General features: G+C 67.6%; 22 protein-coding genes, 1 other RNA gene and 1 pseudogene. 17 read left to right on the plus strand and 7 right to left on the minus strand.

The annotated features are described in order from the left end of the window. The 3 genes from AC07WC_RS01255 to AC07WC_RS01265 are packed head-to-tail and all read right to left on the minus strand — an operon-like array spanning position 1 to position 3,481. Positions 1 to 1,386: an FAD-binding oxidoreductase gene (locus AC07WC_RS01255; RefSeq protein WP_495208447.1), complete on the minus strand. Its 1,386-nt coding sequence runs from the start codon at positions 1,384 to 1,386 to the stop codon at positions 1 to 3. Beyond that, positions 1,386 to 1,811 (minus strand): YraN family protein, encoded by a 426-nt coding sequence (locus tag AC07WC_RS01260; RefSeq protein WP_495208448.1) that lies wholly within the window; start codon positions 1,809 to 1,811, stop codon positions 1,386 to 1,388. Before AC07WC_RS01260 ends, AC07WC_RS01255 begins: the two co-directional genes overlap by 1 nt. Next, on the minus strand, positions 1,760 to 3,481 hold the full coding sequence (locus tag AC07WC_RS01265) for a penicillin-binding protein activator (protein ID WP_495208449.1): 1,722 nt from the start codon (positions 3,479 to 3,481) through the stop codon (positions 1,760 to 1,762). The genes AC07WC_RS01260 and AC07WC_RS01265 overlap by 52 nt, the downstream gene beginning before the upstream one ends. 79 nt (positions 3,482 to 3,560) lie before the next feature. Between AC07WC_RS01265 and rsmI the strand changes: the two genes are divergently transcribed. Next, the gene (gene rsmI, locus AC07WC_RS01270) at positions 3,561 to 4,382 is read left to right on the plus strand and encodes a 16S rRNA (cytidine(1402)-2'-O)-methyltransferase (RefSeq protein ID WP_495208450.1); all 822 of its coding nucleotides are present in this window, start codon (positions 3,561 to 3,563) and stop codon (positions 4,380 to 4,382) included. Between the two features lie 154 nt (positions 4,383 to 4,536). Here the strand turns inward: rsmI and rnpB are convergent. From rnpB to AC07WC_RS01285, 3 genes and pseudogenes are all read right to left on the minus strand, one after another. Further along, an RNA gene (gene rnpB / locus AC07WC_RS01275) (RNase P RNA component class A) lies at positions 4,537 to 4,888 on the minus strand. A gap of 40 nt (positions 4,889 to 4,928) precedes the next feature. Further along, positions 4,929 to 5,411, minus strand: a complete 483-nt coding sequence (locus AC07WC_RS01280) for a DM13 domain-containing protein (RefSeq protein ID WP_495208451.1) — start codon at positions 5,409 to 5,411, stop codon at positions 4,929 to 4,931. Positions 5,412 to 5,757: 346 nt separating this feature from the next. Beyond that, positions 5,758 to 5,955 (minus strand): annotated as a pseudogene (locus AC07WC_RS01285) (NRDE family protein); the annotation flags it as partial. Positions 5,956 to 6,281: 326 nt separating this feature from the next. Here AC07WC_RS01285 and AC07WC_RS01290 point away from each other — a divergent pair. The 15 genes from AC07WC_RS01290 to lpxC all read left to right on the plus strand — a co-directional run bounded on the left by AC07WC_RS01290 (position 6,282) and on the right by lpxC (position 23,260). After that, positions 6,282 to 6,728 carry a division/cell wall cluster transcriptional repressor MraZ gene (locus AC07WC_RS01290; protein ID WP_495208452.1) on the plus strand — a complete coding sequence of 149 codons (447 nt, stop codon included), beginning with the start codon at positions 6,282 to 6,284 and terminating at the stop codon, positions 6,726 to 6,728. A gap of 14 nt (positions 6,729 to 6,742) precedes the next feature. Beyond that, the gene (rsmH, locus tag AC07WC_RS01295; RefSeq protein WP_495208453.1) at positions 6,743 to 7,711 is read left to right on the plus strand and encodes a 16S rRNA (cytosine(1402)-N(4))-methyltransferase RsmH; all 969 of its coding nucleotides are present in this window, start codon (positions 6,743 to 6,745) and stop codon (positions 7,709 to 7,711) included. After that, the gene (gene ftsL, locus AC07WC_RS01300) at positions 7,708 to 7,971 is read left to right on the plus strand and encodes a cell division protein FtsL (RefSeq protein ID WP_495208454.1); all 264 of its coding nucleotides are present in this window, start codon (positions 7,708 to 7,710) and stop codon (positions 7,969 to 7,971) included. Before rsmH ends, ftsL begins: the two co-directional genes overlap by 4 nt. Continuing rightward, on the plus strand, positions 7,968 to 9,812 hold the full coding sequence (locus tag AC07WC_RS01305) for a peptidoglycan D,D-transpeptidase FtsI family protein (protein ID WP_495208455.1): 1,845 nt from the start codon (positions 7,968 to 7,970) through the stop codon (positions 9,810 to 9,812). Before ftsL ends, AC07WC_RS01305 begins: the two co-directional genes overlap by 4 nt. Next, on the plus strand, positions 9,809 to 11,311 hold the full coding sequence (locus AC07WC_RS01310; protein WP_495208456.1) for a UDP-N-acetylmuramoyl-L-alanyl-D-glutamate--2,6-diaminopimelate ligase: 1,503 nt from the start codon (positions 9,809 to 9,811) through the stop codon (positions 11,309 to 11,311). The genes AC07WC_RS01305 and AC07WC_RS01310 overlap by 4 nt, the downstream gene beginning before the upstream one ends. After that, positions 11,308 to 12,702 (plus strand): UDP-N-acetylmuramoyl-tripeptide--D-alanyl-D-alanine ligase, encoded by a 1,395-nt coding sequence (locus AC07WC_RS01315; RefSeq protein WP_495208457.1) that lies wholly within the window; start codon positions 11,308 to 11,310, stop codon positions 12,700 to 12,702. The genes AC07WC_RS01310 and AC07WC_RS01315 overlap by 4 nt, the downstream gene beginning before the upstream one ends. Then, positions 12,692 to 13,777, plus strand: a complete 1,086-nt coding sequence (gene mraY, locus AC07WC_RS01320; RefSeq protein ID WP_019182488.1) for a phospho-N-acetylmuramoyl-pentapeptide-transferase — start codon at positions 12,692 to 12,694, stop codon at positions 13,775 to 13,777. Before AC07WC_RS01315 ends, mraY begins: the two co-directional genes overlap by 11 nt. Continuing rightward, a complete protein-coding gene (ftsW, locus tag AC07WC_RS01325; protein WP_495208458.1) occupies positions 13,777 to 15,105 on the plus strand; it encodes a putative lipid II flippase FtsW in 1,329 nt (442 codons plus the stop codon). The genes mraY and ftsW overlap by 1 nt, the downstream gene beginning before the upstream one ends. After that, complete coding sequence (gene murG, locus AC07WC_RS01330) at positions 15,102 to 16,196, plus strand: undecaprenyldiphospho-muramoylpentapeptide beta-N-acetylglucosaminyltransferase (protein WP_495208459.1); 1,095 nt, start codon at positions 15,102 to 15,104, stop codon at positions 16,194 to 16,196. Before ftsW ends, murG begins: the two co-directional genes overlap by 4 nt. A gap of 37 nt (positions 16,197 to 16,233) precedes the next feature. Next, a complete protein-coding gene (murC, locus tag AC07WC_RS01335; RefSeq protein ID WP_019182485.1) occupies positions 16,234 to 17,670 on the plus strand; it encodes a UDP-N-acetylmuramate--L-alanine ligase in 1,437 nt (478 codons plus the stop codon). Then, complete coding sequence (locus tag AC07WC_RS01340; protein WP_495208460.1) at positions 17,667 to 18,650, plus strand: D-alanine--D-alanine ligase; 984 nt, start codon at positions 17,667 to 17,669, stop codon at positions 18,648 to 18,650. Before murC ends, AC07WC_RS01340 begins: the two co-directional genes overlap by 4 nt. Continuing rightward, positions 18,647 to 19,399: a cell division protein FtsQ/DivIB gene (locus AC07WC_RS01345; RefSeq protein ID WP_293984920.1), complete on the plus strand. Its 753-nt coding sequence runs from the start codon at positions 18,647 to 18,649 to the stop codon at positions 19,397 to 19,399. The genes AC07WC_RS01340 and AC07WC_RS01345 overlap by 4 nt, the downstream gene beginning before the upstream one ends. Then, a complete protein-coding gene (ftsA, locus tag AC07WC_RS01350; protein WP_017355446.1) occupies positions 19,396 to 20,631 on the plus strand; it encodes a cell division protein FtsA in 1,236 nt (411 codons plus the stop codon). Before AC07WC_RS01345 ends, ftsA begins: the two co-directional genes overlap by 4 nt. A gap of 268 nt (positions 20,632 to 20,899) precedes the next feature. Next, positions 20,900 to 22,132: a cell division protein FtsZ gene (ftsZ, locus tag AC07WC_RS01355; protein ID WP_019182482.1), complete on the plus strand. Its 1,233-nt coding sequence runs from the start codon at positions 20,900 to 20,902 to the stop codon at positions 22,130 to 22,132. Between the two features lie 216 nt (positions 22,133 to 22,348). Then, on the plus strand, positions 22,349 to 23,260 hold the full coding sequence (gene lpxC, locus AC07WC_RS01360) for a UDP-3-O-acyl-N-acetylglucosamine deacetylase (RefSeq protein ID WP_495208461.1): 912 nt from the start codon (positions 22,349 to 22,351) through the stop codon (positions 23,258 to 23,260). A gap of 296 nt (positions 23,261 to 23,556) precedes the next feature. Here the strand turns inward: lpxC and AC07WC_RS01365 are convergent, their stop codons facing one another. Continuing rightward, on the minus strand, positions 23,557 to 23,997 hold the full coding sequence (locus AC07WC_RS01365; RefSeq protein ID WP_495208462.1) for a DciA family protein: 441 nt from the start codon (positions 23,995 to 23,997) through the stop codon (positions 23,557 to 23,559). Between the two features lie 12 nt (positions 23,998 to 24,009). Here AC07WC_RS01365 and AC07WC_RS01370 point away from each other — a divergent pair, with 12 nt between their 5' ends. Next, positions 24,010 to 24,960, plus strand: coding sequence for a M23 family metallopeptidase (locus tag AC07WC_RS01370; protein WP_019182479.1), 951 nt, complete (start codon positions 24,010 to 24,012; stop codon positions 24,958 to 24,960). The last annotated feature ends 49 nt before the right edge of the window (positions 24,961 to 25,009 follow it).

Here is a 25,009-nt window from a genome sequence, read left to right on the forward strand (position 1 = left end):
TCACACCGAGGGCAGCACTTTACCCGGATTGAGAATCCCATCCGGGTCCAACGCACCCTTGATCGCGCGCATCGCCGCCAGCGTGGCCGGGCTGAATGCCTGCGCCATAAAAGCCCGTTTGGCCAGGCCGATGCCGTGCTCGCCGGACAGCGTGCCGCCCAGGGCCAGGGTCAACGCGAACACCCGCGGCAGCGCTGCGTGTGCGCGTGCGTTCTCGCCGGCATCGTCCGGGTGGTAGAGGATGTTGACGTGCAGGTTGCCGTTGCCGGCATGGCCAAAGGTGACGATCGGCAGATCGAACTCCGTCGACAGCGCCTGCACCCCGGCGACCAGCGCGGGAATGCGCGAGACCGGGACCACGACGTCTTCGTTGATCTTGCCCGGCGCGATGCTGCGCAGCGCCGGTGACAGTGCCTTGCGCGCCGCCCACAGGGTCTCGCGCGCGCGGCCCTCCATCGCCACGTCCAGCGCGATCAGGCCATCGCCTTCGGCGGCCGCGGCCAGGGCCTGCAGCAGATAGGGCAGCGTGTCGTGGTCGCCATCGGCCTCCACCAGCAGCATCGCGCCGGCCTCGGGCACCTCAGCACCATTGCGACGCAGCAGCTCCAGGCTGCGCGCGTCCATGAACTCAAGGCGCGTGGGCACCACCGGCTGCGCCATCAGCCGCGAGACCGCCTGCGCCGCGGCGTCCGCGTCGCGGTACAGCACGCGCAATCCTGCCTGCGACACCGGCAGCGGCGTGAGCTTCAGGGTGGCCTCGACGATCAGCGCCAGCGTGCCTTCGCTGCCCACCAGCAGATGGGTCAGGTCGTAACCGGTGGCGTCCTTCGTGTACGGCCCGCCGCACGTGATCAGCTCACCGGCGCCGGTCACCGCGACCAGGCCGAGTACGTTGTCGCGGCTGGTCCCGTACTTCACCGCGCGCGGGCCGCCGGCATTGCAGGCCAGGTTGCCGCCGATGCTGCAGTTTTCCGCACTGGAGGGGTCCGGCGGCCAGAACAGACCGTGCGGCATCAACGCCTGCTGCAGATCGCCGTTGAGCACGCCGGGTTCGACCACGGCGCAGCGGTCCCCCGGTTGTATCGCGAGGATGCGGTTCATGCGCGCGAAGGACAGCACGATGCTGCCTTCGATCGGTACCGCAGCACCGGTGGTGCCGGTGCCCGCGCCACGCGCGACCAGGGCGATGCGGTGGTCGCGGCAGGCGCGGACCAGGGCGACGACCTGCTCGCGATCGCGGGGGAAAGCGACACCCGCCGGCAGCATGTGCCGCCACGAGTTGTCCTGTGCATGCGCGTTGCGCGCGCTGTCATCCGTGCGCCAGCCATCTTCGCCGAGCAGTGCATGCAGGGTGGCAACGAACGCGGTGGGCAGGGCAGGGGTCATCAGCAGTCTTCCAGTCGGAACGCGTCGCGCAGCCAGGTCAGCTGCGGCGGCTCGCCACTGGCGTCGACCACGTCGAAGCGGCAGGGCTGCTCGGCCAGCCAGGGATGCGATTGCAGGAACAATTGCGCGGCGATCACCAGTTTGCGTCGCTTGCGCAGGTCCACCGAGGCCGCGCCGCCGCCGAACCGGGCACTGGCGCGGTAGCGGACTTCCACGAACACGACGACATCGCCGTCGCGCATGATCAGGTCGATCTCCCCGCGGCGATAACGTGCGTTGATCGCAACCGGGCGCAGCCCGGCATCGCGGAGATGTTGCTGCGCGGCGGCTTCCACCGCCGCGCCACGCACTGCGCGCCCGGTGGGCACGCGGCTTAGTTGCTGCTGGCGATCGGCATCGGCCGGCCGCCGCTGAAGGTCGACCATGCCGGCACCCGCAGTACGTTGCCGTTGCTGTCCAGGAACAGCGTGCCGGTGGCGCCGGCCAGGCCGCCTTCGGTCGCGACCTTGTCCAGGTAGGCGCTGATCTTCCAGGCATCGAAACCGAACGCGAACAGGCGGCCGGAGGCGCCGCGCGCCGAGGGCAGGATCTGCCCGGCGGTGGAGGCGGCCGGCAGGCCGGGCACGCCGCGCACGTTCCAGGCTTCGTTCGGGTAGACGATGCCGTCCAGCGCCATGTCTTCTTCCGGCTTGCCGGCACCGACGGTCAACTGCGAGGTGCCGACGCGGGTCGCACCGCCTGCACCGGCCAGCGCCAGCTGCGGGGTCAGTGCGCGCGCCTGCGGTGCTTTCACGGCGAGCAGTACGCCGTCCACGGCGCCGGCAGCACGCACCTGGGCGCCGATGTCGCCGACGGTATCGCTGACGCCGATCGTCGCCACCACCTGGCCACCGCGCTGCGCGAAGCGCTCGCGGAACGCAGCGGCGGCGCGGCGGCCGTTGTCATCATTGCTGTGGATCACCAGCACCTTGCCGCGCTCGCGGCCGCGCAGGTATTCGGCGGCGATGATGCCGTCGTCTTCCGGGGCCAGCGAGAAACCGGCGCTGCCGGCCGGCGGGGTGTCCTTGCCGCGGTTCAGCGCCAGCACCGGTACCGGCAGCTCGCGGAGGCCGAACACGGCGTCGACTTCGTCGCGGCCGAGCGGGCCGACGATGAAATCAGCCCCGGCGGTCACCGCCTTGTCGTAGGCGGCCACGGCGCCGGCAGCGGTGCCGGCGGTATCGATGAACTGGATGTCCGGGCGACGACGGCTTTCCCCGTAGTAGCCGCTGAGCAGGCCATCGCGGACCGGCTGCGCGGCGGTGGCCAGGCGGCCGCTCAGCGGCAGCAGCACGGCCATCTTGACCGGCGGGCGGTAGCCATCGCTCATCGCCGGCGGGCGCTTGTTGGTGTCGAACTGCGAGGCACCTTCGCGATCGAAGGGACGCGGCAGCGGCAGGCCGCGGGCGATCAGCGCACGGCCGGCGAAGTTGTACAGCGGCTCATTGGCCGGCAGTGCCGCCGCGCGCGCGCGCAGGGTGGCATCGTCCAGCGTGCCGAGCAGGCCGGCGATGGCCTGCTGGTTGTCGCTGCGCGCCTTGCCGGTGAGCGCGGCGTGCGCACGGGCACGTTCGAGCGCGGCACCGAGATTGTCACCGGTGGCCTGCAGCGCGTTGGCGCGGGCCAGCTGCCAGCGGGTCCGCAGCGACGGCGTAACCGAGTCGGCTGATTCTTTCAGTGCGGCCAGCGCCTGCGCCGGCTGCTTGTCGGCCAGGGCCAGTTCGGCGGTGGTGAGCTGGTAGCGCTGCAGGCTGGCGCCACTGAGCTGGCGCGCGGTGACCTGGGCCAGCAGGGCGCGGGCGCGGGTGGCATCGCCGGCTTCGTGCCAGGCAAACGCGGCATCGGCCAGTGCGGCACTGCGGGCACTGCCGCGCAGGGTGTTGGCCAGTGCTTCCAGCTGGACCGCCGCATCGCGCGGCTTGCCCTGCTCGATCAGGGCCAGGGCCTGGCTCTGGGCCGGGGAGTCCGGCGCGCTGGTGAAGCTGGTCGTGGCGCAGCCGGCAAGCAGCATCAGCGACAACGAAAGGGCGGAGATCCGTACGACGGGCTTGTTCATGATCAGGTCCATTCGATGGGGGCAGCGGCCGTGGCCGGGGAACGGTACGATTCTACCCTTGACCACGGAAGAGCCGCTGATGAGTGCTGTCCCCACGCTGTACGTCGTTGCCACCCCGATCGGCAACCTTGCCGATCTGACCCCGCGGGCACAGGACGTGCTGCGTTCGGTGGCCGCGATCTGCGCCGAGGACACCCGCCGCAGCGGTCAGCTGCTGGCCCACTTCGGCATCCAGCAGCCGCTGGTGGCCCTGCATGACCACAATGAGGAAGCGTTGTCGCAGCGGATCGTGGCGCGCCTGCTGGCGGGTGAGTCGCTGGCGCTGGTCAGTGACGCCGGCACCCCGCTGGTCAGCGATCCGGGCTACCGCCTGGTCCGCGCCGCGCGCGAAGCCGGCATCAAGGTCAGCCCGGTGCCCGGCGCCTGCGCCGCGATCGCCGCGCTCAGCGTGGCCGGCCTGCCCAGCGACCGCTTCACCTTCGAAGGGTTCCTGCCGGCCAAGGCCTCCGGCCGCCGCGAGCGCCTCAACGCGCTGGCCGGTGAGACCCGCACCCTGGTGTTCTACGAATCTTCGCACCGGATCACCGAATCGCTGGCGGATATGATGGCCGCGTTCGGGCCCGAGCGTCCGGCGGTGCTGGCGCGCGAGCTGACCAAGCTGTTCGAAACCGTGCTGGATGGCGACCTGGCCTCGCTGCTGCAGCAGGTCGAGGCCGACGACAATCAGCGCAAGGGCGAGTTCGTGGTAATGGTGCAGGGCGCGGCCGACGATGACCAAGCTCAGCTGGCCCAGGGCCGGCGCCTGTACGCCAAGCTCAGCGAGCACCTGCCGCCGTCGACTGCGGCCAAGCTGGCGGCGGAAATCACCGGGGCCCCGCGCAAGGCCTTGTACGGCGGATAACCGCCTGACGGTGTGTGAGATGCAGGGTGGAGCCACCTATAGGGGGAGGGGGGCTGCGCGTGATGCCGAAACGAAAAGCAGCCACACATGGGATGTCTTTACCGGAGTTTGCGTCGCAAGCCGTAGAGCTTTTTCGCGGTATCGCGAAAGACAAGGGCGGAGCCGGCCGATAAGCCGGGTTTTGTCGTGGACAGTCATTCTTCTAGGCGCTGCGTCACCGCAGCGCTCAAGCAACCTACCCGGACCCGACGCGGGCCACGCCATTAGGTCCCTATTTGGTCTTGCTCCAGGTGGGGTTTGCCGTGCCGGTCTGTTACCAGACTCGCGGTGCGCTCTTACCGCACCATTTCACCCTTACCGGCTCCCCGAAGGGAACGTAGGCGGTATCTTTCTGTTGCACTAGTCCGTCGGCTCGCGCCGCCCAGGCATTACCTGGCACCTTGCCCTGTGGAGCCCGGACTTTCCTCGGCATCCGCAAGGGATGACGCGACTGTCTGGCCGACTCCGCCATGTGTATTGTCCCATATCCGCAGGTTTGGCGGGCGATCAATCCGGAGTGCGGTATTGCCCGGCCGAGATGAACTGCGCGAAGCGCTCGCACCACACCACTACGGTAGTGAATTCCTCCACGTCCACGCCCGCTGGCACATCGACCACGAATCGGTTGAAAGTCTTTACCTCTCCGATCCTTACCGAATCGGCCTTGATCCGTTCGAACCCGGCCTTGTTATCGACGAACTCACGGGTCAAGTACAATTTGTAATCAGGGCCCGGAGCGATCTTGCCGGTGAACGCGACCTTTGTGGCGCTCACGCTCAGCTTGCCGTCGGCCCAGTGGAGAGCATCGCTGCCCTTCTGGTCCCGGTGCAGGGTGGCGTGGTATCGCGCTTGGTCCATCGCTGCGTGTACCTGCTGCACGGGCGGATCGTCAGGCGCGGTCAGGATGGGCAGGAAATACACTCCCAGCCCGAATCCCATGCAAAGCGTGAGTAGATGGCTGGACATTAGTAAAAGGGTGGTGCGTCGCATGCGGGACTCCGGCTAATCAGGCTGCGGCGAAGATGCCACCGGGCCATCCTCTCTGCGGGGCGCAGCGTGTCAAGCGCTGGACGACATCAAATCGTAGCGGCATTGCAACTCGCCCTGCCTGGGCACGCCGTATTGCTCGAAAGCCCTTGGGCCGCAGCGCGTTAGACTTCGATGAACACATTTAATCGCGGCTGAAGAGCCCTGTCAGGGGGGGGCGAGGTCGGGCTGATTGCGTCGCGGACGACAGCCAGCGCTCGCGCTCCAGGCCGATGCCGGTATCAGCGCTGTCGTCAGCGCGGATCTCGTCGCGCAGGGCATATCCCACAGCGGCGCCAGGTCATCGTCGCCACGGTCCACCCACGCGCGCAGGGCTGCATTCAATGTCACGGTTTTCGGCCAGGGCGCATCCAGCGGTGATGCCGTCATCGGGGGCGACCCACCGCGCCAAGGCAGCCGTGGGCCGCGCGTGGAGCTCATCGCGGTTGCCGGCCATCACCAGCTGCCAGCGGGGGTGTGATTTCCAGGCGAGGGCGAGCAGACACATGCCTCACATTGTGCCGGTTCTGCGCAGCGGCGAGGCGATGCCGCCCCCGTCGGGACTGAATGCGGGGGGGGGTGTTTCACGCGGCCTCCACAGGCCTGAACTTCGGCGAAATCTCAAAAAATGAGACGAAACAGCAACTTGTGGATAAGCCTTGAACAAGTCTCTAAACATTGCTGCAAGCCCTTGATGTTCAAAGTGATTTCCCCTTCGCAAAGTTGTTGACAACCCAATCGGCACTGTTAAGGTGGGCATCAGAGGGGAAACCGGGTTTTTTGTGGTTTTTCGTGGTTCAATGTTTCACCGGGCGAAGGAAAGGTGAAAACGTCGTGTTTCAAGGCGAGGCGGCCATCACTGTTGACGACAAAGGGCGCATGGCGGTTCCGACCGCGCATCGCGACCTTGTCGCGCGCGTGAGCAACAACCGTCTGGTCCTGACCTACAACCCGTTCGAGTCCGGCTGCCTCTGGCTGTACGCCGAACAGGAGTGGGAACGCGTCCGTGATGACGTCATGTCCAAGCCCAACACACAGCGCGTCGTGCGCCTCCTGCAACAGAAGCTGGTCGGTTCGGCCGCGCATCTTGAGCTGGACGGCAACGGCCGCATCAGTATTCCCGCCAGCCACCGTGGTGCCGTTGGCATTGAAAAGAAGGCGGTGCTGCTCGGTATGGGCGACAAATTCGAATTGTGGAGCGAGCAGGCTCATCGCGCGTTGATCCAGCAGACGTTGTCTGACGGGGATCTCGGCGATGGGTTGCTCGACCTGAAGTTGTGAGCCGGGGTGCCCGGATGCGCGGAGCAGCGCAGACCGGTCACCTTCCGGTGTCGCAGTCGCCGGCAGGCCACCTGCCGGTCCTGTACACGCAGGTCCTGGATGGCCTGAAGGTGATCGAAAACGGAGTGTATCTCGATGGCACGTTCGGTCGTGGCGGTCACGCCCGCGGCGTGCTCGAGCAACTCGGTCCTGGAGGCCGGCTGCTGGTCATGGACAAGGATCCCGAGGCGATTGCGGTAGCCGAGCGTGATTTCGCGCCGGACCTGCGCGTCTCGATCTTCCGTGGCAGCTTCGCCGATCTGCTGCACTGGGACGCCACCGCCGACGGCCTGGATGGCGTGCTGTTCGACCTGGGCGTCTCCTCGCCCCAGCTGGATGTCGCCGAGCGCGGTTTCAGCTTCGGCAAGGACGGCCCGCTGGACATGCGCATGGACCCGGACAGCGGCGAAAGCGCGGCGCAGTGGCTCAACCGTGCCGAAGAGCGCGAGATCGCCGACATCCTGTGGACCTATGGCGAAGAACGCCAGAGCCGGCGCATCGCCCGCGCCCTGGTTGCCCGCCGCGAGAAGCAGCCGTTCAGCCGCACCGCCGAACTGGCCGATGCCATCGCCGCGGTGATGCCGCGTGGCAAGGACAAGATCAACCCGGCCACGCGCAGCTTCCAGGCGATCCGCATCCACATCAACCGCGAACTGGCCGACCTCGAAGCCGGCCTGGACGCCGCCCTGGCGCGCCTCAAGCCCGGTGGCCGGCTGGCGGTGATCAGCTTCCATTCGCTGGAAGACCGTATCGTCAAGCAGTTCATGAACCGCCATGCCAAGGCCCCGCCGAGCAATCGCCGGTTGCCCGAAGCACAGCCGTTCGTGCCGACCCTGGACCTGCACGGTGGCGCCATCAAGGCAGAAGACGACGAGCTGGCGGTCAACCCGCGCTCGCGCAGCGCCGTGCTGCGTGTCGCCGAAAAGCGCGAGGTGGCCGGATGAGCCGCCTGCTGTTGATCGTGCTGCTGGCCTGCACCGTCGCCTCGGCGATCGGGGTGGTGTTCATGCGCCATCGTCACCGCCAGACCTTCGTGGAGCTGTCCCGGGTCGAGCGTGCGCGCGATGAGATCAACATCGAGTTCGGTCGCCTGCAGCTCGAGCAGGCCACCCTGGCCGAGGCTACCCGGGTCGACAGCGTCGCCCGCGAGCGCCTGGGCATGAAGTTCCCCGAAGCGGCCGATGTCGTGGTGATCCGGCCATGAACAAGTCCGGCCGCAACCGTGCGCGCAACAGCTTCAACCTCCGCCAGCGCCTGAAGTGGGTGGGGCTGGCGCTCGGCTTGTGCTCAGTCTCGCTGGTCGGTCGCGCGGCCTACGTGCAGATCATCAACAGCGAGTTCTACCAGCGCCAGGGCGAAGCCCGTTACCTGCGCGAGCTGCCGATCAACACCTCGCGCGGCATGATCACCGACCGCAACGGCGAGCCGGTGGCGGTGTCGACCCCGGTCGCCTCGATCTGGGTCAACCCGCAGGAACTGCTGCGCGCGCCGGACCGCATCCCCGAGCTGGCCACCGCGCTGGGCATGCCGCTGGACGAGTTGAGCTCCAAGCTCTCGCAGAAGGCCGATAAAGAATTCATGTACCTGCGCCGCCGGATCAATCCGGACGACGCGGAGAAAGTGGTCGCGCTGAAGATCCCGGGCGTGGCCTCGCAGCGCGAGTTCCGCCGCTTCTACCCGCAGGGTGAGGCGATGGCGCACGTGCTCGGCTTCACCAACATCGACGACCGCGGCCAGGAAGGGCTGGAACTGGCCTTCGATGAGTGGCTGCGCGGCAAGGCCGGCGCCAAGCGGGTGATCCGCAACCGCAAGGGCGACACGGTCGAAAGCGATCTGCTGCGCGCCGCCGAGCCGGGCAAGGACCTCACCCTCAGCATCGATCGCCGCATCCAGTTCCTGGCCTTCAAGGAGCTGCGCAACGCACTGATCGCCAACAAGGCGGCCGGCGGCTCGATGGTGATCATGGATGTGGCCACCGGTGAAGTGCTGGCCATGGTCAACCTGCCGACCTACAACCCGAACGCCGTCGGCGGCGCGGCACCGGACACCCGTCGCAACCGCGCGGTGACCGACCTGGTCGAGCCCGGCTCGACCATGAAGCCGTTGACCATCGCCTCGGCACTGCAGTCCGGCGTGGTCACCAAGGACACCACGGTGGATACCAACCCGGGCTACATGGCCGTCGGGCGTTTCACCATCAAGGACGTGCCGCGCAACAACGGCGTGCTGAACGTCACCGGCGTGATCACCCGCAGCTCGAACATCGGCGCGGCCAAGATCGCGGCCAAGATGCCGGACCAGGTCTTCTACGACCACGTGCACAGCTTCGGCTATGGCGTGTCTCCGCACAGTGGCTTCCCCGGCGAGTCGGCCGGCGTGCTGCCGCGTCCGGCGCGCTGGAGTGGCTCGTCCAAGACCACCATGTCCTACGGCTACGGCCTGAATGTCACGCCGCTGCAGATCGCCACGGCGTACTCGGCGCTGGGCAATGGCGGCAAGTTGATCGCGCCGACGTTCGTCAAGGGCCAGCGCAACGAAGGCAAGCAGATCATCGACGAGAACATCGCCAGGGAAGTGGTGGCGATGATGGAAACCGTGGTCACCCAGGGCGGCGCCAAGCAGGCCGCGGTGCTGGGTTACCACGTGGCCGGCAAGACCGGCACCGCGCGCAAGGCCGGCCCGGGTGGTTACGAGCGCGGGCATTACAACGCGCTGTTCGCCGGCGTGGTGCCGGCCACCAACCCGCGCTTCGCCACGGTCATCGTGATCAACGACCCGCAGGCCGGCAAGTACTACGGCGGCCTGGTGTCCGCACCGGTGTTCCACAACGTCATGGAAGGCGCACTGCGCCTGATGGACGTGCCGCCGGATGACATCGAGTCGTGGCTGGCCGCGCAGCAGTCCGGAAAGATGGGCCACTCGGCCTCGGTGTTGCCGATGCCGCCGCCGGAAACGGTGATCGCGCCCGACGCCGCCGCAGAATTCGATGCCGCGCTGCCCAGCGCGCACGCCACGGTGCCGCCCGCGCAGGGAGGCACCCAATGAGCCAGACGATGTTGCTTTCGCAGTTGCTTCCCGATGTGGCGCTGAGCCACGACCCGACCATCACCGGCCTGGTGCTGGACAGCCGCGCGGTGCGCCCGGGCAACGCCTTCGTGGCGATCGCCGGTTTCGGCGCGCACGGGCTCGGCTTTGTCGACCATGCGCGCGCCAACGGCGCGGCCGCGATCCTGTTCGACCCGCCGGCCCCGGCCGAACTGCCGGCGCCGGCCGATGCGATCGCCGTGCCGGGCCTGCGCAACCGCATGGGCGCGATGGCGGACCAGTTCCACGGCCACCCCTCGCGCGCGATGACGATGGTCGGGGTGACCGGCACCAACGGCAAGACCTCCACCGTGCAGCTGCTGGCCCAGGCCTGGCACCTGCTCGGCACCCGCAGTGGCAGCATCGGCACGCTGGGCGTTGGCCTGTACGGCGATGTCGTGCCGACGGGTTTCACCACGCCGCTGGTGCTGCAGATGCATGACGTGCTGGCACAGCTGCGCGACGGCGGCGCCCAGGCCGTGGCGATGGAAGTCAGCTCGCATGCGCTTGACCAGGGCCGCGTTGATTCCGTGCACTACGACGTGGCGGTGTTCACCAATCTCACCCGCGACCATCTCGATTATCACGGCGACATGGCGCAGTACGGCGCGGCCAAGGCCAGGCTGTTCCACCGCGACGGCCTCAAGGCCGCCGTGGTCAATCTGGATGACAGCTTCGGCAGCGAACTGCTGCGCACGGTCGGCGAGACCGTGCGCCCGATCGGGGTGAGCTCACGCGGTGCCGCACAGGCCGCCCTGCGCGCCGATTCGCTCACCCTGGATGGCCGCGGCATCGCCTTCGACCTGGTGGTCGACGGCCAGCGCCATCCGGTGCAGTCGCCGCTGCTCGGCCGCTTCAACGTGGACAACCTGCTGGCCGTGGCCGGTGCGCTGTATGCGCTGGGGCACGCCCCGGATGCGATCGCCGCGCTGCTCTCGCAGCTGCAGCCGATCGCCGGCCGCATGAACCGCCTGGGCGGCGAGGGCGGCCTGCCCACCGTCGTGGTCGATTACGCCCACACACCGGATGCACTGGAACAGGCCTTGACCAGCGTGCAGGGCCATCTGGCCGGCCGTCTGGTCTGTGTGTTCGGCTGCGGCGGCGAGCGCGATACCGGCAAGCGCCCGCAGATGGCCGCCATCGCTGAACAGCACGCCAACGTGGTGATCGTCACCGACGATAATCCGCGCGGCGAAGACGGCGACACGATCGTGGCCGACATCCTCAAGGGATTCCACGCACCCGCCGCCGTCACCGTGCAGCGCGACCGTGCCGCCGCGATCGCCACCGCGATCGGCCAGGCCGGTGCGGGCGATATCGTGCTGATCGCCGGCAAGGGCCATGAGCCCTACCAGGAGATCCACGGGGTAAAGCACGCCTTCGACGACACCGAGGTGGCCGGCCGAGTGCTGGCCGCGCGCGTGGACAACGCGGGCACGCTGCGCAGGGAGGCCCCATGAAGCGCACTCCGCTGTCGCTGATCGCCCATTGGGCCGGTGGCGAGATCCATGGCGAAGACACCGCCATCGATGCCATCAGCAATGACACCCGCACGCTTGCCCCGGGCAGCCTGTACGTGGCGCTGCGTGGCGAGCGTTTCGATGGCCATGACTTCGCTGCCGATGCCTTGGCGCGCGATGCCTCGGCGATGCTGGTCGAGCGTCTGCTCGATGTGGCCCTGCCGCAGATCGTGGTCGCCGACAGCGAGCATGCCCTGGGCCGCATCGCCGCCGGCATGCAGCGCGACCGCGCTACCGAGGTGTTCGCGATCACCGGCAGCAACGGCAAGACCAGCGTCAAGAGCCTGCTGCTGGCGATCCTGCAGCAGGTGGCACGGGACGACCGCAAGGTGGTCTACGCCAACCCGGGCAACCGCAACAACGAGATCGGCCTGCCGCTGGCCGTGCTCGACGCACCGGAAGACGCCGACTACGCCGTCTACGAGATGGGCGCCGGCAAGCCGGGCGATATCGCCTACCTCACCGAGATCGTGCGTCCGCACTACGCGCTGGTGAACAACATCGCGCCGGCGCATCTGGAGCGCATGGGCAGCCTGCAGGGCGTGGCGACCACCAAGGGCGCGATCTACGCGGCGCTGCCCTCCGATGGCGTGGCCGTGATCAATGCCGATGACGCCTTCGGGATCTGGTTCGAACAGCACATCGTCGGCCAGCCGCCGCGCTGCCGCGTGCTGCGCTACGGCATGGACCACAGCGCCGATGTTACCGCGCGTGCGATCCGTCCGGCCGCGCAGGGCAGCCAGTTCGTGCTGTCCACGCCGCAGGGCGACGCCGAGATCACGCTGGGCCTGCCGGGCCGGCACAACATCAGTAATGCCCTGGCCGCTGCCTCGCTGGCACTGGCCGCCGGCCTCCCGGTCGCGCAGATCGCCGCCGGCCTGGCCCGCGCCGAGCCGGTCCCGGGTCGCCAGATCGCGCACCAGCTGCCCAACGGCGCAGTGCTGATCGATGACAGTTACAACGCCAACCCCGGCTCGCTGGCCGCCGCCATCGATGCCCTCGCAGCGGCGAAGGAAGACGGCTGGTTGGTGCTCGGCGACATGCGCGAACTCGGCCCGGACGGCGAAGCGCTGCATGCCCAAGCCGGCCGCCGCGCCCGCGACGCTGGCCTGAAGCGGCTGTACACGCTCGGCCCGCTGAGCGCCGCTGCCTCGACCGCCTTCGGTGAGGGCGGCCAGCATTTCCAGAGCCACCAGGCCCTGGCCGCCGTGCTCGCCACCGAACTGCATGCCGGCGTGCGCTGCCTGGTCAAGGGCTCGCGTGGCAGCGCCATGGACACGATCGTCAAAGCGCTGCTCGCGCAAGGAGAGGAAACCCCCAATGTTGCTTGAACTGGCCCGATGGCTGCAGCAGTTGGAGAGCCTGTTCGGGCTGTTCGGCTACCTCACCCTGCGCGGCATCCTCGCGGCGCTGACCGCCCTGTTCCTGTCGCTGTGGCTCGGCCCGGCGATGATCCGCAAGCTCGCCCAGTTCAAGGGCGGCCAGCCGATCCGCAAGGACGGGCCGCAGACCCATTTCTCCAAGGCCGGCACGCCGACCATGGGCGGTTCGCTGATCCTGCTGACGATCACGCTGTCGGTACTGCTGTGGGCCGACCTGCGCAACCGCTATGTCTGGCTGGTGCTGGCGGTGATGCTGTGCTTCGGTGCGATCGGCTGGTACGACGACTGGATCAAGATCGTCCGTCGTGACCCGAACGGCCTGAAGTCGCGCTGGAAGTACCTGCTGCAGTCGATCTTCGGCCTCGCGGCGGGTCTGTTCCTCTTCTACACCGCCGATGTCCCGGCGGCGATGACGTTCTACATCCCGATGTTCAAGTCGATCGCGTTGCCGCTGGCCGGCATCAGCTTCGTGGCCATCGCGTACTTCTGGATCGTCGGCTTCTCCAACGCGGTCAACCTGACCGACGGCCTGGACGGGCTGGCGATCATGCCGACCGTGCTGGTCGCCTGCGCGCTGGGCGTATTCGCCTACGCCTCGGGCAACGTGGTGTTCTCCAGCTACCTGCAGATCCCGCAGATCCCGGGGGCCGGTGAGCTGGTCATCATCTGCGCGGCGATCGCCGGCGCGGGCCTGGGCTTCCTCTGGTTCAACACCTATCCGGCCATGGTCTTCATGGGCGACATCGGCGCGCTGGCGCTGGGTGCGGTGCTGGGCACGATCGCAGTGATCACCCGCCAGGAGCTGGTGCTGGTGGTGATGGGCGGCGTATTCGTGATCGAGACGCTGTCGGTGATGATCCAGGTCGCCTCGTTCAAGCTGACCGGCAAGCGCGTGTTCCGCATGGCACCGATCCACCACCACTTCGAGCTGAAGGGCTGGCCGGAGCCGCGCGTGATCGTGCGCTTCTGGATCATCTCGGTGGTGCTGGTCCTGATCGGCCTGGCCACGTTGAAGGTCCGCTGATGAACGACCTGTCGCGCCAAGCCACCCGCCTGGAAGCCATCGGAGGCCACTTCGACAAGTGGCTGCTGGGCGCGATCATCGCGCTCACCGGGCTGGGCGTGGTGATGGTCGCGTCGAGCTCGATCGCGCTGATGAGCAGCCCGTTCTACTACCTCAACCGCCACCTGATCTTCCTGGCGGTGGGTATCGGCCTGGCGATCATCGCCATGCGCACCGAGCTCAAGAGCATCGAGCAGTACAACCAGATCCTGCTGCTGGGCTGCTTCGCCCTGCTCGTGGTGGTGTTCATCCCGGGCCTGGGCAGCAGCGTCAACGGTGCCCGCCGCTGGATCAACCTGGGCATCTCCAAGTTCCAGACCGTCGAAGCGGTCAAGGTGCTCTACATCGTGTGGCTGTCCAGTTACCTGGTCCGCTTCCGCGATGAGGTCAACGCCACCTGGCCGGCGATGCTCAAGCCACTCGGCGTGGCCGGCGCGCTGGTGGTGCTGCTGTTGCTGCAGCCGGACTTCGGCTCCTCGACCCTGCTGCTGGCGATCACCGCCGGCATGCTGGTGCTGGGCGGGGTCAACATGCCGCGCATGTCCATGCCGGTGATCATCGGCATGGTCGGCATGAGCGCGCTGGCGATCATCGAGCCGTACCGCATGCGCCGCATCACCTCCTTCCTGGACCCGTGGGCCGATCAGCAGGGCGACGGCTACCAGCTGTCCAACGCACTGATGGCCGTGGGCCGTGGCGAGTGGACCGGCGTGGGCCTGGGCAACTCGGTGCAGAAGCTCTACTACCTGCCCGAAGCGCATACCGACTTCATCTTCTCGGTCACCGCCGAGGAGCTGGGCTTCCTCGGCACCTGCCTGATCATTTCCCTCTACGCGCTGCTGGTTGGCCGCACCTTCTGGCTGGGCATGCGCTGCGTGGAGATGAAGCGCCACTTCTCCGGCTACATCGCCTTCGGCATCGGCCTGTGGATCAGCATGCAGAGCTTCGTCTCGATCGGGGTCAACCTCGGCATCCTGCCGACCAAGGGCCTGACCCTGCCGCTGATCTCCTCGGGCGGCTCGAGCGTGTTGATGACCTGCGTGGCGATGGGCCTGCTGCTGCGCGTCTCCTACGAACTGGACCGCGCCGAACGCCGCCAGGCCGTGCGCATGGGGGCCGACCAGGATGGTCCACTGCCCGGTGACCTGCCCAAGGCCGAGAGCGCCAGCGCGGTCGCCGCGGCGATGCAGGACAGCGCGACGCGCGATGCCGCACCGCGCGACAGTTCGACCCGTGGCACCAGCCGCATGCAGCAGCGCATCGAGCCGACGCTGGGGAGGATGGGATGAGCACGCCTCGCCTTGAAGCGTCCCGGCGTCCGGTCATGATCATGGCCGGTGGCACCGGTGGGCACATCTTCCCGGGCCTGGCCGTGGCCAAGGTGCTGCGTGAGCGTGGCGTGCCGGTGACCTGGCTGGGGGCCGATGGTGCGATGGAAACGCGCCTGGTGCCGCAGCACGACATCCACATCGACACCCTGGCCATCGGTGGCCTGCGCGGCAAGGGCAAGCTGGCCCTGCTCGGCGCGCCGCTGCGCCTGCTGCGTGCGATCCGCGCGGCAGGCTTCGTCATCCGCGATCGCCAGCCGCGGGCGGTGATCGCCTTCGGCGGCTACGCTTCCGGCCCCGGCGGCATCGCTGCGCGCCTGCACGGCCTGCCGCTGCTGGTGCACGAGCAGAACCGCGCGCCGGGCATGACCAACCGCGTGCTGTCGCGGGTCGCGCGTCGCGTGCTGTCCGGCTTCCCGGGCAGCTTCGCGCAGCGCGAGGAAGCGGTGGGTAACCCGGTCCGCGCCGAGATCGCCGCGATCACGCCGCCTGATCTGCGCCTGGCCAACCGCCAGGGCCCGCTGCGCCTGCTGGTGCTCGGCGGCAGCCAAGGCGCACGCGTGCTCAACAACGCGGTGCCCAAGGCGCTGGCTGCACTGGGCACCGGCCTGCCGGTGCAGGTGCGTCACCAGGGCGGCGAGAAGCTGCACGCCGAAGCGCTGCAGGCCTATGCCGATGCTGGCGTGCAGGCGAGCGTGGAACCGTTCATCGCCGACATGGCCGAGGCGTTCGCCTGGGCCGATCTGGTGGTATGCCGCTCCGGTGCCTCCACCCTGGCCGAGCTCTGCGCAGTGGGGGTGGGCAGCGTGCTGGTGCCGTTCGCCGCGGCCGTCGACGATCACCAGACCCGCAATGCGGAGTATCTGGTCGAGCGCGGCGCCGCGGTGTTGCTGAAGCAGGATGAAACGCTGGCGACGCAGCTGGAAGGCGTGTTGCGCGATTTGTCCGAAAATTCCGCCCGACGCATGCAGATGGCCAACGCCGCGCGTGCCCTGGCCAAGGTCGATGCCGCCGAGCGCATCGCCGACATCATTCTCGAGGAATCCAAATGAACACCGCTACGCGCGCCAGCCTGGCGCGAGGCCGCGCATGATCCGCCGCCTCCACGACACCAACGACCTGGTACGCGCGTTCCCGCGCGTGCACTTCGTCGGCATCGGCGGCACCGGCATGAGCGGCATCGCCGAAGTGATGCTGACGCTGGGCTATGAAGTATCCGGTTCGGACAACGCCGACAACGCCGCGACCCGTCGTTTGGCCGGCCTGGGTGCGCGCGTGATGCGCGGTCACTCGGCCGCCAACGTACTCGGCACCGACTGCGTGGTCGTCTCCAGCGCGATCCGCGATGACAACCCGGAACTGATGGAAGCGCGCAGCCAGCGCATTCCGATCATGCCGCGCGCGGCGATGCTGGCCGAACTGATGCGCTTCCGCCGCGGTATCGCGGTGGCCGGCACCCACGGCAAGACCACCACCACCAGCCTCACCGCTGCGGTGCTGAGCGAAGGCGGGCTGGACCCGACCTTCGTGATCGGCGGCCAGCTGCTTGCCGCCGGTGCCAACGCCAAGCTCGGCAGTGGCCAGTGGCTGGTGGCCGAAGCCGACGAAAGCGATGGCAGCTTCCTGCGCCTGAACCCGCTGGTCTCGGTGATCACCAACATCGATTCGGACCATCTGGAAAACTACGGCAACGATTTCGCCCGGGTCCAGGCCGCGTTCGCCGAGTTCCTGCAGCGCCTGCCGTTCTACGGCCTGGCGGTGCTGTGCATCGATGATCCGGAAGTGGCCGCATTGGCCGCGCAGACGCCGCGCCATGTCATGAGCTATGGCATGAGCAGCAACGCCGACGTGCGTGCCGAGGACGTGGTCCAGGACGGCCCGCGCATGCGCTTCACCCTGCGCCTGCCGGAAGGCAGCAGCCATCCGGTGACGCTCGCCCTGCCAGGCGCGCACAACGTACTCAACGCCCTGGCCGCCGCCGCCGTGGGCTGGCAGCTGGGCGTTGCGCCCGAGGCGATCGCGCGCGCGCTGGAGAGCTTTGCCGGCATCGGCCGCCGCTTCAACGATCTGGGCATCGTCACCACCCATACCGGCGCCAAGGTCCGCGTGATCGACGACTACGGTCACCACCCGCGCGAACTGGCGGCCGTGTTCGCCGCCGCCCGCGGTGGCTGGCCGAGCCAGCGCCTGGTCGTCGCTTTCCAGCCGCATCGCTACAGCCGCACCCGTGATCAGTTCGATGCCTTCGCCGCGGTCCTCTCCGAAGTGGACGCGCTGGTGCTGAGCGAGGTCTACCCGGCCGGCGAAGCACCGATCCCGGGCGCCGATTCGCGCTCGCTGGCGCGCGCCATCCGCGCGCGCGGCCGCAGCGAGCCGGTGGTGGTCGGCAATGCGGCCGAGCTGGCACACGTGCTGCCCGACGTGCTGCAGGACGGTGACCTGCTGCTGATGATGGGCGCCGGCGACATCGGCTACATCGCCCAGCAGATTGCCGGCGAAGGCTTCCAGGAGGCCCCGGCGGCATGAGCGCGCTGACCTTCCCGCCGCTGCGCATCACCGACCCGGCTCTGTTCGGCCGCGTCGCCGTGCTGCTGGGCGGTACCTCCAGCGAGCGCAACGTCTCGCTGGATTCCGGCCGCAACGTGATCGAAGCGCTGCGTGCGCGCGGCGTCGATGCGATCGCCGTCGATGGCATCCCGGCCCTGGCGCTCGCGCTGGTCGAGAAGCGCTTCGACCGCGTGTTCAACATCCTCCACGGCCACAACGGCGGTGGCGAGGACGGCATCGTGCAGGGCCTGATGGAGGCCTTCGGGGTGCCGTACACCGGCTCGGACGTGCTCGGCTCGGCGCTGAGCATGGACAAGATCCGTACCAAGCAGGTGTGGATCTCGCACGGCCTGCCGACCCCGCGCTTCATTGCGCTGGACCAGGCCTCCGATGTCCATGCGGCCGCGGCCGAACTCGGCCTGCCGGTGGTGGTCAAGCCGGCCAACGAAGGGTCCAGCGTCGGCATCAGCCGGGTCACCGAAGACGCCGGCCTGGACGATGCGGTCGCACTGGCGGTGCGCTATGACGGCCAGTTGCTGATGGAGCAGATGGTGGTCGGCGACGAGTTGACCGTGGCGATCCTGGGCGACCAGGCGCTGCCGTCGATCCGCATCGTGCCCAAGGGCCAGTGGTACGACTACAACGCCAAGTACATCGCCGAGGACACCCAGTACCTGTGCCCGGGCCTGGAGGGCGAGGACGAACTCGAGATCCGTCGCCTTGCACTGGCTGCGTTCCGCGCTGCCGGTTGCCGCGGCTGGGGCCGGGTGGACGTCATGCGCGACCGCGGCACGGGCCGCTTCTACCTGTTGGAAGTGAATACCGCGCCGGGCATGACCAGCCATTCGCTGGTGCCCAAGTCGGCCAGCCAGGCCGGGATCGGCTTTGAAGAGCTGGTCTGGCGCGTACTCGAGCAGACCCTGCCGGGTCACGCAGCGCAGGAGCACAGCCACGCATGAACGCGGTGCTGCGCATCTTCGTCTGGTTGCTGGCCCTGTCGGTCGTGGCACTGCCTGTGGTGGCGGTGCTCAACGGCTGGGTCGGTGCCGAGCGGTGGCCGTTGGCCAAGCTGCGCGTGCACGGTGAGTTCAAGCGGGTTCCGGCCGAGCAGCTGCAGCAGGTCGTGCTGCCGTATGCGAAGTCCGGCTTCTTCGCGGTCAAGCTGCAGGATGCGCAGGATGCGATCGAAACGCTGCCGTGGGTGGAAAGCGCCCAGGTTCGCAAGCAGTGGCCCGACGTGCTGGAAATCACCCTGGTCGAGCACAAGCCGTTCGCGCGCTGGGGCAATGACCGCCTGCTCTCCGAACAGGGCAAGCTGTTCGCCACGCCCAAGAAGCTGCAGGACCTGGAACTGCCCGACCTCGATGGTCCGGACAGCCAGACCGAAGAAGTCGTGGCGCTCTACAACGACGCGCGCGCGCTGTTCGCGCCGGCCGGGGTGGACGTCAAGCGGGTCACCATGGACGCACGCGGCAGCTGGTCGCTGGTGCTGAGCAACGGCACCGAAGTGGTCGTGGGCCGCGACGATGCCCGCTCGCGCCTGCAGCGCTTCGTGCGCGTGCTGCCGCAGCTGGCCAACCAGGCGGCGCCGATCGAGCGCGCCGACCTCCGATACACCAATGGTTTCACGCTGAGCTGGGGTACCCCGGCTCCGGCCGCACCGGCCGCGCCGGCCAATGTGGCGCACAGGACGCAGGACAGGACATGAATCGCAAGGGTGACAAATCACTGATCGTCGGTCTGGATATCGGCACCTCCAAGGTGGTGGCGCTGGTCGGCGAGTACTCGCCGGGCAATCCGATCGAGGTCATCGGCATCGGCTCGCACGAATCGCGCGGACTCAAGCGCGGCGTGGTGGTCGATATCGAATCGACCGTGCAGTCGATCCAGCGCGCGGTCGAAGAAGCCGAGCTGATGGCCGGCTGCGAGATCCGCTCGGTGTATGCCTCGATCTCCGGCAACCATGTGCAGTGCAAGAACTCGCCCGGCATCGTGCCGATCCGCGACGGCGAAGTGACCTGGGGCGACCTGGATCGCGTGCTGGACGCGGCCAAGGCGGTGGCGATCCCGGCCGACCAGAAGATCCTGCATGCGATCCCGCGCGAGTACGTGCTGGACGATTCGCAGGAAGGCATCCGCAACCCGGTCGGCATGACCGGCGTGCGCCTGGAAGTGCATGCCCACCTGGTGGTGTGTGCGCAGTCGGCCGCGGCCAACATCTCCAAGTGCGTGCAGCGCTGCGGCCTGCAGGTCGATGACCTGGTGCTGTCCTCGCTGGCCTCCAGCGTGGCCGTGTTGACTGCCGATGAGCGCGAGCTCGGCGTGGTGCTGGTCGACATGGGCGCCGGCACCACCGACCTGGCCGTGTTCGTGCAGGGCGCGATCTGCCACACCGCCTCGCTGCCGATCGCCGGCGACCACGTCACCAACGACATCGCGCACATGCTGCGCACGCCGACGCCGGAAGCCGAGCAGATCAAGGTGCGCTACGCCTGCGCCCTGGCCCAGCTGGCCACCGCCGAGGAAAGCATCCAGGTGCCCAGCGTCGGCGATCGCCCGCCGCGCCGGATGCCGCGCCATGCACTCGCACAGGCAGTGCAGGGCCGCTACGAGGAAATCTTCGAGATGGTGCAGGCCGAACTGCGCCGCTCCGGTTTCGAGGAACTGGTGCGCGCCGGCATGGTGCTCACCGGGGGCGCTTCGAAGATGGAAGGCGTGGTCGAACTGGCCGAGGAAATGCTGCAGATGCCGGTACGCGTGGGCATTCCGCAGCACGTCACCGGCCTGGGCGAAGTCGTCGGCAACCCGGTGCATGCCACCGGTGTGGGCTTGCTGCTGATGGGCAGCCAGATCGAACACCCGCGTCGCCCGTCGCTGCCCACCGGCCGCGCCGGCAGCATGTTCAAGAAGCTCAAAACCTGGTTCCGCGGCGAGTTCTGACCGCGGTTCGCAACACGCAGTACACAGGCAATACGCGATAAGCAGTTCCCGAAAAATCCACGTAGTCCATGCAACACCCGCAACACCCCGCAGTGCGATGTAGCAACACCGGCCCACGGGCCGTTCATTGAAGCAGGCAACACCGCCGCGGTTGGCTCTATCCAGCCCGGCATACCAACTACAACTCGCCGGCACGACGGTGGGGAGGACAGGAGAAGGAGTCTCCGAAGCCCCCGTCCCGCGTAAACGGCAACACGAGGACACGGACATGGCGCATTTCGAACTGATTGAAAAGATGGCACCCAATGCGGTGATCAAGGTGATCGGCGTGGGCGGCGGCGGCGGCAACGCCGTGGCGCACATGGTCAGCACCAGTGTGGACGGCGTGGAATTCATCACCGCCAACACCGACTCGCAGGCCATCAAGAATTGCGGTGCCAAGCTGCAGCTGCAGCTGGGTACCAACGTCACCAAGGGCCTGGGCGCAGGCGCGAACCCGGAAGTCGGCCGCCAGGCCGCGCTGGAAGACCGTGAGCGCATCATGGACGCCCTGCAGGGCGCCGACATGGTGTTCATCACCGCCGGCATGGGCGGTGGCACCGGCACCGGTGCGGCACCGGTGGTGGCACAGCTGGCCAAGGAGATGGGCATCCTGACCGTCGCCGTGGTCACCAAGCCGTTCCCGTTCGAAGGCCGTCGCCGCATGCAGGTCGCGTTGAAGGGCATCGAGGAGCTGAGCCAGCACTGCGACTCGCTGATCACCATCCCGAACGAGAAGCTGATCACCGTGCTGGGCCGCAACGCCACCATGATCCAGGCCTTCCGTGCCGCCAACGACGTCCTCCAGGGCGCCGTGCAGGGCATCGCCGACCTGATCGTGCGCCCGGGCCTGATCAACGTCGACTTCGCCGACGTCCGCACCGTCATGTCCGAAATGGGCCTGGCGATGATGGGCACCGGCACCGCACGTGGTGATGACCGCGCCCAGGCCGCTGCCGAAGCCGCCATCCAGAACCCGCTGCTGGACGATGTGAACCTGGCCGGTGCCAACGGCATCCTGGTCAACATCACCGCCGGCGCCGACTTCACGATGGCCGAGTTCGACGAGATCGGCCGCACCATCGATGGCTTCGCGTCCGAAGACGCCACCGTGGTCGTGGGTACCGTGCTGGATCCGGACATGCAGGACGAAGTCCGCGTGACCGTGGTCGCCACCGGCCTGAACCGTGCCGTGACCGCCAAGACCCAGCGTCCGGGCGAGCGCGCGCCGATCAAGCTGGTCCGCAACGCCACCACCGGCCAGCCGGAGTTCGGCGAGTTCGACAACGGCGGCGACGCGGTCTCCAAGGCCGTCGGCGGGATGGGCATGGGTATGGGCCTGCGTCGTCCCAGCGCCGACACCGTGGCACCGTCGGCCCCGAGCGCGTCGGGTCCGGCCGCTGCTGAACTGCCCAACGATTACCTGGACATCCCGGCGTTCCTGCGCCGCCAGGCGGACTGAGCATTGCGTGCCGGGGCCTTGTCCTCCCCGGTAAGCACCTCCATGTCCCATGCTGCCGGGCCAGGATCGGCCCGGCAGTCTGACCGCCGTCGTGCATCGCGCACGTCCGGGCAGTGCTGTCGACGCACCACGGTTCACGGAAGGGACAGCGGTAGTGCGTGTTATTCTTGTTTGTCACAGCCGCGCTGACCGCGCGCTTTCTGGTCCTGCCCCCCGATGATCCCGCAACGCACCCTCAAGAACACGATCCGCGCCACCGGCGTCGGCCTTCACAGCGGTGACAAGGTCTACATGACCCTGCGCCCGGCCCCGGTCAACCATGGCATCGTGTTCCGCCGCGTCGATATGGAGCCCGCGGTGGAAGTACCCGCGCGTGCGGACCTGGTCACCGAAGTCACGCTGTGCACCGGCCTGACCTACCACGAGGCCAAGATCCAGACCGTCGAACACCTGATGTCGGCCCTGGCCGGCCTGGGCGTGGACAACATCATCGTGGAGCTGTCCTCGGCCGAGCTGCCGATCATGGACGGTTCCTCCGGCCCGTTCGTGTTCCTGCTGCAGTCGGCGGGCATCGCCGAACAGGACGCGCCGAAACGCTTCATCCGCATTCTCAAGACGGTGGAAGTCACCGACGGCGACAAGGTCGCCCGCTTCGAGCCGTACGAAGGCTACAAGCTCGGCTTCACCATCCAGTTCAACCATCCGATGATCCCGGCCAAGCAGTCGCGGGCGGAGATCGAGTTCTCGACCCTGGCCTACACCAAGGAAATCTCGCGCGCCCGGACCTTCGGCTTCATGCGCGACCTGGAATACATGCGCGAGCGCAACCTGGGCCTGGGCGGCTCGATGGACAACGCCATCGTGCTCGACGAGTTCCGCGTGCTCAACGATGACGGTCTGCGCTACGCCGATGAGTTCGTGCGCCACAAGATCCTCGATGCGATCGGCGATCTGTACCTGGCCGGCGGCCAGGTGCTCGGCGCCTATGAAGGCTTCAAGTCCGGCCATGCGCTCAACAACAAGCTGGTGCGCGCCCTGCTGGCCGACGCCAGTGCGTGGGAATGGGTCAGCTATGAGTCGCCGGCCGCTGCGGCGCCGGTGGTCTACGGCCTGCCGGCGTACGCCTGATCGCGTTTTGCGCACAAGTCATTGATTTGAAAGAAAACAAAACGGCGCCTGGGGCGCCGTTCCTGTATCTGCAGACGTGGCGCCATGCGCACGCGGCGTGATCTTGACGTCAATGAACCGTGGGGGTGCATGGCGCACAGATTTGTGAACCTCATCAAGGTTCTTGCCGAATTTAACGCTAATTTAATAAAAGACTAACGACTGGCGGCACTTACGCCGCTACAGTGCAGACCGGCTCCCAGCCAAGTTCACGTGATCGTGACGCGGCCGGGAAGGGGCGGGATGCCCCGATGGCTTCACGATGTGGAGGAATCCACGTCGCGCAGACAAGCCAACGCGTCGCGTAGCCCTTTGTGCGTGGCGGCTGAAACAGCGTGGGGGCCATTCCTGTTGTCGAGCGCTGGGGAGCGTGGGGGAGGGGCAGACGCTGTTTTGACGGTCACCTTGGTGACCTTCAGCCCGATGGACCGGGCCGCGTCGATCAACTGTGCTTCGGCAAGCCGGACCTTGGCATGCCAGACGGGAGATTCGACGAGAAAAACGAGGTGCTCGCCGTTTACATTCGCCAGCCGGCAACGGGTGGCCAGTGCAGGCGGCAAATGGGGGCGCAATTGACGGTCCAGCGCGTCGAGCCACAAGGCACGACGCAGCGGATTACCGGCTTTGTCCGCCATGACCGCATCCAGCGCCGGCTTCGGCGTGGATGGGGAACGGGCACTGGATTTCGGCTCAGACATGAAAACTCACTGATGGCATTCAAAAAGATCGTAATCAAAACGCGTGAAGGACAGGCCAAGACGCCGCTGGCGCGTTTGCGTTTCTACTTCGAAGATTCCCCCCGGGCCCTGCTGGGCAGTGTGCTGGGGGTGGGCTGCCTGATCGGCTTCGGTGCCGGTATCGGTGGCAGCATGTTCAACGATTCCCGGCTCCACGCCAAGGTCGCACAGCAGGAACGCGAACTGGCGCAGGCCCAGAAGGACGCCCAGACCCAGGTCAACGCGCTGGCTGCGCGGATGGGCGAGCTGCAGGCGCAGGCCACCCGTCTCAACGCCCTGGGCGAACGACTCACCCAGATGGGCAAACTGGAAGACGGCGAGTTCGACTTCAACGAGACCCCCGGCCTCGGTGAAGGCGAGCCCGGCCCGACCCAGGACATCCCGGTCAGCGCGGTCAACGCCGACTTACAGGTGCTGGAGCAGCGCTTTGCTGCTTCAGGCCGCCAGCTGTCGGTGATGGAATCGCTGATGTTCGACCACCAGCTCGAGCAGAACGCCGTGCCCTCGCGCATGCCGATCCGCAACACCTACATCACCTCCAACTTCGGTACCCGCAGCGATCCGTTCGGTCGCGGTGCGGCCACCCACAAGGGCATGGATTTCCACGCCAAGGTCGGTGACCCGGTGATGTCGGTGGCCGATGGCGTGGTCAGCTTCGCCGGTGTGAAGGGCGGGTACGGCAACGTGGTGGATGTTGACCATGGCAATGGCTATGTGACCCGCTATGCGCACAATTCGCGCCTGGTGGTGAAGCCGGGCGATCTGGTCCGGGCCGGCCAGGAAGTGGCCAAGGCCGGTTCCACGGGCCGTTCCACCGGTGCCCACGTGCACTTCGAGGTCTGGGAACGCGGCCAGGTGGTCAATCCGCGCAAGTTCCTCGGTGATGGCGGCAACACCCCGGTCGGCCGCGTTTCGCGGGGCTGATCACGGTAACGAACTTGAACGGGGGTGCTTGAAACGCCGGACCCCCGTC

The organism is Stenotrophomonas sp. GW821-FHT01H02A, assembly GCF_059422145.1.